The 7,149-nt window shown below is 69.5% G+C and carries 7 protein-coding genes; all 7 read left to right on the top strand.

Annotated features, from left to right (window positions below):
* The first annotated feature begins 40 nt into the window (after positions 1–40).
* Positions 41–439: a hypothetical protein gene (locus DMX10_RS31410; RefSeq protein ID WP_146603104.1), complete on the top strand. Its 399-nt coding sequence runs from the start codon at positions 41–43 to the stop codon at positions 437–439.
* 490 nt (positions 440–929) lie between these two features.
* Complete coding sequence (locus DMX10_RS31405; RefSeq protein ID WP_111264765.1) at positions 930–2,201, top strand: amino acid deaminase; 1,272 nt, start codon at positions 930–932, stop codon at positions 2,199–2,201.
* An 81-nt stretch (positions 2,202–2,282) separates the two neighbouring features.
* Positions 2,283–3,635 carry a gluconate:H+ symporter gene (locus tag DMX10_RS31400; RefSeq protein ID WP_111264764.1) on the top strand — a complete coding sequence of 451 codons (1,353 nt, stop codon included), beginning with the start codon at positions 2,283–2,285 and terminating at the stop codon, positions 3,633–3,635.
* Entirely contained in the window at positions 3,635–4,492 is an 858-nt protein-coding gene (locus tag DMX10_RS31395; RefSeq protein ID WP_111264763.1) for a MurR/RpiR family transcriptional regulator, read from the top strand. Before DMX10_RS31400 ends, DMX10_RS31395 begins: the two co-directional genes overlap by 1 nt.
* 3 nt (positions 4,493–4,495) lie before the next feature.
* On the top strand, positions 4,496–5,950 hold the full coding sequence (locus DMX10_RS31390) for an amidohydrolase family protein (RefSeq protein ID WP_111264762.1): 1,455 nt from the start codon (positions 4,496–4,498) through the stop codon (positions 5,948–5,950).
* Positions 5,951–5,961: 11 nt separating this feature from the next.
* Positions 5,962–6,354 carry a RidA family protein gene (locus DMX10_RS31385; RefSeq protein WP_111264761.1) on the top strand — a complete coding sequence of 131 codons (393 nt, stop codon included), beginning with the start codon at positions 5,962–5,964 and terminating at the stop codon, positions 6,352–6,354.
* Positions 6,355–6,358: 4 nt separating this feature from the next.
* Positions 6,359–7,149, top strand: a 791-nt coding sequence (locus DMX10_RS31380) for a sugar kinase (RefSeq protein ID WP_111264760.1), incomplete at its 3' end; no start/stop codon positions are given.

The following is a 7,149-nucleotide window of genomic DNA, read 5'->3' as shown; positions in this document are numbered from 1 at the left end:
CCCGGCGCCACCCGCCGCCCCACCCGCTGAACCCGACCCCGTGGTCGAACGACCCTGGCCGGTGGTCGGCGCGCCGGGCGCGGCGGTGGATGAGCCCTGCCCGGACGTCGAGGCGCCCGGCCGCGCCGTGGAACTGCCCGGCACGGCGGTGGAGGTACCCGGCAATGCCGTCGAACTGCCTTGCCCCGTCGTGGGGTTGCCGGGGGCGTTGGTCGGCACGCCCTGCCCGGTAGTGGGCGTCCCGGGGGCCGTGGTCGGCGTACCCGGCCCGGTGGCCGGCGCACCGGGCGCAGAGGTGGGATTGCCCGTGGTGGTGGTCGGCGACCCCACCGAGCTTCCGGAACCGGCCCCTGGCGTAGCCGCCGAAGACGGCACGCCGGAATTGTTCAGCGCCGGTTGCTCGCCCTTGCGCTCGGCCTCCATGTTGGCGCCGATCTGATCGCGCTCCTGCTCCATGGTCAGGTCTTCGTCATCGGCCAGCACCGCCGTGGAAACGGCCCCGACCAACAGCAGCAACGGAAGATTCAGCCGTCTCATCGCAACCTCCAGGTTCATTCGGCATGACCCAGGGTTGACCTCGCCCGGTGCCCGCCTGTTCAGCCGAAATATCCCGGGCACGTCGTCGACGCCCCCTGCACGCCGGCCATCGCCATGGCGCCAGGCGACTCGTGAGTCGGCAACGGTCCTCGGGCCAGGGGCCGTTTTCCCGTGGAGGTGCCGTACCCGGCTGCCCTCCCCCCACGAAAGCCGACAACACCGGGTCGGAAAGACCGAAACCCCTGCGAGGAATCATGGCGAGGCCAGCCATGCCGCCGGCTGGCCGGCGTTCACGGGCCTATGGAGGCACAGTGCACGCACGCTCTCGGCCCCATGGCCAATACCGCGAAGGGGGTGATACTTGTTTTCAACGGACCAGGGAGGAACACCTGATGGCTGAAAACAAATTTCAACGACGACTGCTCGACCCCAACGGCAAGGGCCTCGGCCACGCCCCGCACGGAGCCCTGGTGGAGCACGTGGAGGCATACGGCTGGGACATCCTCGCCGACGACGTCAGCCTGCCGGTCGCCGTGCTGCGCCAGAGCCGCATCGAACACAACCTGGCCTGGATGAGCCGGTTCATCCATGCCTATGGCGTGCAACTGGCGCCCCATGGCAAGACCACCATGAGCCCGGCGCTGTTCCACCGGCAGCTGGAACACGGCGCCTGGGGCATCACCCTGGCCACCGCGCCCCAGGTCCAGGCCGCACGCAACCACGGCGTGAGCCGCGTGCTGATGGCCAACCAGCTGGTGGGCAAGGCCAACATGGCGATCATCTCGCGCCTGCTTCGCGACCCGGGCTTCAGCTTCTATTGCCTGGTGGAGTCCGCGGCCAACGTCGAGGCACTGGGGCGCTATTTCAGCGACGCCGGCCAGCGCCTGCGGGTGCTGCTGGAGTTCGGGGTGCAAGGCGGCCGCACCGGTGTCCGCAACCAGGCCCAGGAAGCCGAGGTGCTGGCCGCCATCGCGCGCTGGCCCCAGACGATCAGCCTGGTGGGCTGCGAGGTCTACGAAGGCGTGCTGCAGGAGGAGCATCAGGTCCGCCAGCTGCTCGGCCATGTGCTGGAGCGCACGCGCCGACTGGCCAGCGAGGGCCGCTTCGGCGAACCCGAGGTGATTCTCTCCGGTGCCGGTTCCGCCTGGTTCGACGTGGTAGCGGAGACCTTCGGCGGCCAGGACATCGGCAGGCCGCTGCAGGTGGTGCTGCGCCCGGGCTGCTACCTGACCCACGACGCCGGCATCTACCGCGAGGCGGCCCGGCGCATCCACGCCAGCAATGCCGTGGCCCGGGAGATGGGCAGCAGCCTGCTCCCGGCATTGCAGCTCTGGGCCCATGTGCAGGCCCTGCCCGAACCGGGCCTGGCGATCGTGGGCCTGGGCAAGCGCGACGCCGCGTTCGATGCCGGCATGCCCCTGCCGGCGCTGCACCACCGCCCCGGCGAAGGAGCCCGGCCAACGGTCGCGCCCAGCGCCTGGAGGCTCACGCGGATGATGGACCAGCACGCCTTCATGGAAACGCCTCCCGACGCCGACCTGCAGGTGGGCGACCTCTTGGCCTTCGATATCTCCCACCCCTGCCTGACCTTCGACAAATGGCGCCAGTTGCTGCTGGTGGATGACGACTACCGCGTCCGGGGCGCCGTGGAAACCTTCTTCTAGTCCAGCCCCCATTTCCAAGACGAGCCGACCCCGCCCCTGCGCGCGGGACGGTCGGCCTTTGCCTCGACCAAGGAGGACACGATGCCCGCCACTGCCGACAGTCACCTGCTGATCCATGCCCTGATCGCCATCATCGCCCTGGTGCTGCTGATCGCGCGTTACCGCCTCAACCCCTTCATCGTCATCACCCTGGTCTCCATGGGGCTCGCCCTCTCCGCCGGGATGCCGCCCCAGGAGATCATGACCGCCTACGAGGCCGGGGTAGGCCGCACGCTCGGCCACATCGCGCTGGTGGTCGCCCTGGGCACCATGCTCGGCAAGATGATGGCCGAGTCCGGGGGTGCGGAGCGCATCGCACAGACCCTGATCGCCCGTTTCGGCGAACGCAATGCGCATTGGGCCATGGCCGCCATCGCCTTCCTGTGCGGCCTGCCGCTGTTCTTCGAGGTGGGCTTCGTGCTGCTGGTGCCCATCGCCTTCACGGTGGCCCGCCAGGTCGGCGTGTCGATCCTGATGACCGGCCTGCCCATGGTGGCCGGGCTGTCGGTGGTCCACGGGCTGGTTCCACCCCACCCCGCCGCCATGCTGGCGGTGGGCGAATACTCCGCGCAGGTGGGCAGGACCGTGCTCTACGCCATCCTGGTGGGCGTGCCCACCGCCGCGATCGCCGGCCCGCTCTTCACCCGGCTGGTGGCACCGCGTATCCACCTGCCCGCCCACAACCCCATCGGCGAACAACTGCTCCGCGCCGAGGGCTCATCCGCTTCGCTGCCGGGCTTCAGCATCACCCTCGGCACCATCCTGCTGCCGGTGGCGCTGATGCTGCTCGGAGGCTGGGCCGATGCGCTGAGCACCCGGGGCAGCGGGCTCAACCAACTGCTTTCGTTCATCGGCAACTCGGTGGTCGCCCTGCTGATCGCCACCCTGTTCAGCTTCTGGAGCCTGGGGCTGGCGCGAGGCTTCAACCGTGACGCGATCCTGAAATTCAGCACCGAATGCCTGGCACCCACCGCCGCCATCACCCTGCTGGTGGGGGCCGGTGGTGGCCTCAATCGCATCCTCATGGAGACCGGCATCACCACCGAGATCGTCGCCCTGTCGTCGCGCTTCGAATTGTCACCCCTGCTGCTGGGGTGGCTGGTCGCCGCGCTGATGCGCATCGCCACCGGCTCGGCCACCGTGGCCATGACCACCGCCGCCGGCATCGTCGCCCCCATCGCCCTGGCCAGCGGCTACCCCCATCCGGAGCTGCTGGTACTGAGCACGGGTGCGGGTTCGCTGATCCTCTCCCACGTCAACGATGGCGGCTTCTGGCTGATCAAGGAGTACTTCAACCTGTCCGTGCTCCAGACCCTGCAGACCTGGACGGTGCTGGAAACGCTGATTTCCCTGGTTGCCCTGGCGCTCACCGGCGGCCTGGCGCTGGTGCTCTGATGGACATCCTGTACCTCATCCGCAGCCGCCGGGAAACGCTGGGCGGCAACGCCGCACGCATCGCCGAAGCGGTGCTGGACGACGTCGCCTTCGCCGCAGCGGCCAGCATCGACCAGTTGGCCAGCAAGGCCGGCGTGAGCAAGGCCGCCATGTCGCGCTTCGCGAGGCTGATGGATTGCGACGACCTGCGCGACCTGCGCCTGAAACTGGCCCGCGCATCACGGGTCGGGAATCGTTTCCTGGGGGGAGCACCAACGCCGGTCTCGCCCTTTCACGGCCAGATACTGGCGGACATCGAAACCAGCCTGCGGCGCCACCTCGACGGGCTCGACGGGGCTCGCCTGGAGGCCGCCGTCGACCTGCTGGCCGGCGCGCGGCGCCTCCATGCCTTCGGCATGGGCGGCTGCTCCACGCTGTTCTCCATGGAGGTGCAATACCGCCTGGTACGGCTGGGCTATCCGGTCTCCAGCTACCACGACCCGGTGCTGATGCGCATGGTCGCCTCGACCTGCACGAAGGGCGACGTGCTCATCGTCCTCTCCCTCACCGGCGCACTCCCGGGCATGCCGGACATCCTGCGCGTGGCGCGAGCCTATGGCGCCCGGATTCTCGCCATCACCCGCGAAGACGGGCCGCTGGCCCCGCTGGCGGACGTGGTGCTGGGGCTGCACCTCGATGAAACCGACTTCATCCACAAACCGACGGCTGCCCGCTACGGGATGCTGCTGGTCATCGACCTGCTCGCCACGGAACTCGCCTTGCGCAACGTCGATGCCAGCCAGGAACTCCTGCGCCGGGTGAAGCTGGCGCTGGACGAATACCGCCAGGACGGCGACCGACTACCACTGGGGGACTGAAGCATGACGCACTACGACACGCTGATACGCCGCGCGCGGATCATGGATGGCAGCGGGACGGAGGAATTCGTCGCCGATGTCGGGCTCGACCAGGGGCGCATCGTCCACATCGGCGAGGCCGCCGGCGACGGCACGGCCAACCGGGTGTTCGACGCCGAGGGCCTGGTCCTGGCCCCGGGCTTCATCGACGCGCACACCCACGACGACATGGCGGTGATCCGCCACCCGGCCATGCTGCCCAAATTGAGCCAGGGCGTAACCACGGTGATCGTCGGCAACTGTGGTATCAGCGCCGCACCCGTCAGGCTGGCCGGCCCCCTGCCGGACCCGATGAACCTGCTGGGGCCGGCCGAGGCGTTCCGTTATCCGCGCTTCGCCGACTATCGCCAGGCGGTCGAGCAGGCCTGCCCGGCCGTCAACGTCGCCGCCCTCGTGGGGCACACCGCCCTGCGCAACAACCACTTGGACCGCCTCGACCGCAGCGCCAGCCAGTCCGAGATCCGTGCCATGCGCATCGAGCTGGCAGCCAGCCTGGCCGAAGGCGCCATCGGCCTGAGCAGCGGGCTGGCCTACGCGTCGGCCCATGCCGCGGGCATCGATGAGGTGCGCCAACTGGCCGAAGAACTGGCCCAACACGGCGGCCTGTACGCCACGCACCTGCGCGATGAGTTCGACGGCATTCTCGACGCGCTCGACGAGGCCTTCGCCATCGGCCGCCACGCCGACAGCCCGGTGGTGGTGTCCCACCTCAAGTGCGCGGGCGCCGGCAACTGGGGGCGCAGCACCGAGGTGCTCGCCCACCTGGACGCCGCCAGCGCCAGGCAGCCACTGGGCTGGGACTGCTACCCCTATGCGGCCAGCGCCTCGACCCTCGACCTCGGCCAGGTCACCGACGCCTACGAGATCCTGATCACCTGGTCGGAGTCCCATCCCCACATGGCGCGCCGCACCCTCGCCGATATCGCCGCCACCTGGGACCTGCCCCTGCTGGAGACGGCGCGACGCCTGCAGCCCGCCGGCGCGGTGTACCACTGCATGAGCGAGGCGGACGTGCAGCGCATCCTCGCGCACCCGCTGACCATGATCGGCTCGGACGGCCTGCCGGAAGACCCACACCCGCACCCACGGCTCTGGGGGACGTTCCCCCGGGTGCTCGGCCACTACGCCCAGGACATCGGCCTGTTCAGCCTCGAAGAAGCCGTGCGCAAGATGACCTCGCTCCCTGCCGGGCGCTTCGGGCTGGACCGGCGCGGGCTGATCCGCACCGGCCACTGGGCCGACCTGGTGCTCTTCGACCCGCTGAGCCTTTCGGACGTCGCCAGCTTCGAGGACCCGCAATGCCCCGCGACCGGCATTCACGCCGTGTGGGTCAACGGCACCCTGGCCCATTGCCCCGGCGAAGCCTGCACGGAAAGGGCCGGTCGCTTCCTCACCCGCAACCCACTCGAACGGACCTGAAGGAGTTCCCCATGACCGAGTTGAAACGCTACGCCCGGGCCACCGGCAGCGCCGCCCAGCCCATGCCATTCGCCCGTGCCGTACAGGCCGACGGCTGGCTCCATGTATCGGGCCAGACGCCGCTTCTGGACGGTGTGCTGGTGGACGGCGGCATCGTCCCCCAGGCGCGCCAGTGCCTGCGCAACCTGGTGGCGATACTCGAGGAGGCAGGCTACGGGCCCGAGCACATGGTGCGCTGCGGTGTCTGGCTGGACGACCCTCGGGACTTCACCGCCTTCAACGCCGTGTTCCTGGAGTTCTTCGGCGAACACCCGCCAGCACGGGCCTGCGTGGTTTCCAGCATGGTGATCGACTGCCGCGTCGAGGTGGACTGCATCGCCTATCGCGCACCCGAGCGGGACTGACCGCATGCGCATCGCCTGCCTCGGGGAGTGCATGGTGGAGCTCGCCGGAACCCCGCTCAGGCGCGGTTTCGGCGGCGATACCCTGAATACCGCCCTCTACCTCGCCCGCCTGCTGGCCGGGACGACACACCGGGTCGAATACCTCAGCGCCCTCGGTGACGACCCCCTCAGCGAGCAGATGCTCCACGCCTGGAAAGACGAAGGCATCGACACCCACCGGGTGGCACGGCTCCCGGGCCAACGCCCGGGGCTGTACCTGGTGGAGGTCGATGCGCTGGGCGAGCGCCGCTTCCATTACTGGCGCGGGGAAAGCGCCGCGCGCCGCTGGTTTTCCGGCGAGATCGCTCTAGCGGACTGGCTCGCCCGGCCGCGCCCCGACCTGCTCTACCTGTCCGGCATCAGCCTCGCGCTGTTTTCGCCGCCACGGCGCGAGGCGCTGCTGGCTGCACTGGCCGACTTCAGGGCCGAGGGCGGCCGGATCGGCTTCGACAGCAACTACCGGGCGGAACTCTGGAGCGTCGAAGAAGCACGGCCCATTCACCAGCGGATGCTGTCCCTGACGGACATCGCCCTGCTGACGCTGGATGACGAATGCCGACTGCATGGCCCCCATGAGGCACGGGCCGCGGCGGATCGGGCACTCCAGCTGGGGTGTGTGGAAGTGGTGATCAAGCGCGGCGCCGCGGACTGCCTGGTCGCGACCGCCGATCAACGCATCGAGGTGCCCGCCCTCCCCGTCCCGCGCGTGGTGGACAGTTGCGCGGCGGGCGATGCCTTTGCGGCGGGCTACCTGGC

This window comes from Pseudomonas sp. 57B-090624 (assembly GCF_003234055.1).
In the GTDB taxonomy this organism is placed as follows: domain Bacteria; phylum Pseudomonadota; class Gammaproteobacteria; order Pseudomonadales; family Pseudomonadaceae; genus Metapseudomonas; species Metapseudomonas tohonis.
Note: the sequence above shows the minus strand (reverse complement) of the source record. Positions and strands in the feature narration are given on the sequence as shown.

Bases quoted from the DNA above. Each gene is read 5' to 3' on its own strand.
- DMX10_RS31405 (WP_111264765.1), top strand. From the start codon at position 930: ATGGCTGAAAACAAATTTCAACGACGACTGCTCGACCCCAACGGCAAG.
- DMX10_RS31400 (WP_111264764.1), top strand. From the start codon at position 2,283: ATGCCCGCCACTGCCGACAGTCACCTGCTGATCCATGCCCTGATCGCC.
- DMX10_RS31395 (WP_111264763.1), top strand. From the start codon at position 3,635: ATGGACATCCTGTACCTCATCCGCAGCCGCCGGGAAACGCTGGGCGGC.
- DMX10_RS31390 (WP_111264762.1), top strand. From the start codon at position 4,496: ATGACGCACTACGACACGCTGATACGCCGCGCGCGGATCATGGATGGC.
- DMX10_RS31385 (WP_111264761.1), top strand. From the start codon at position 5,962: ATGACCGAGTTGAAACGCTACGCCCGGGCCACCGGCAGCGCCGCCCAG.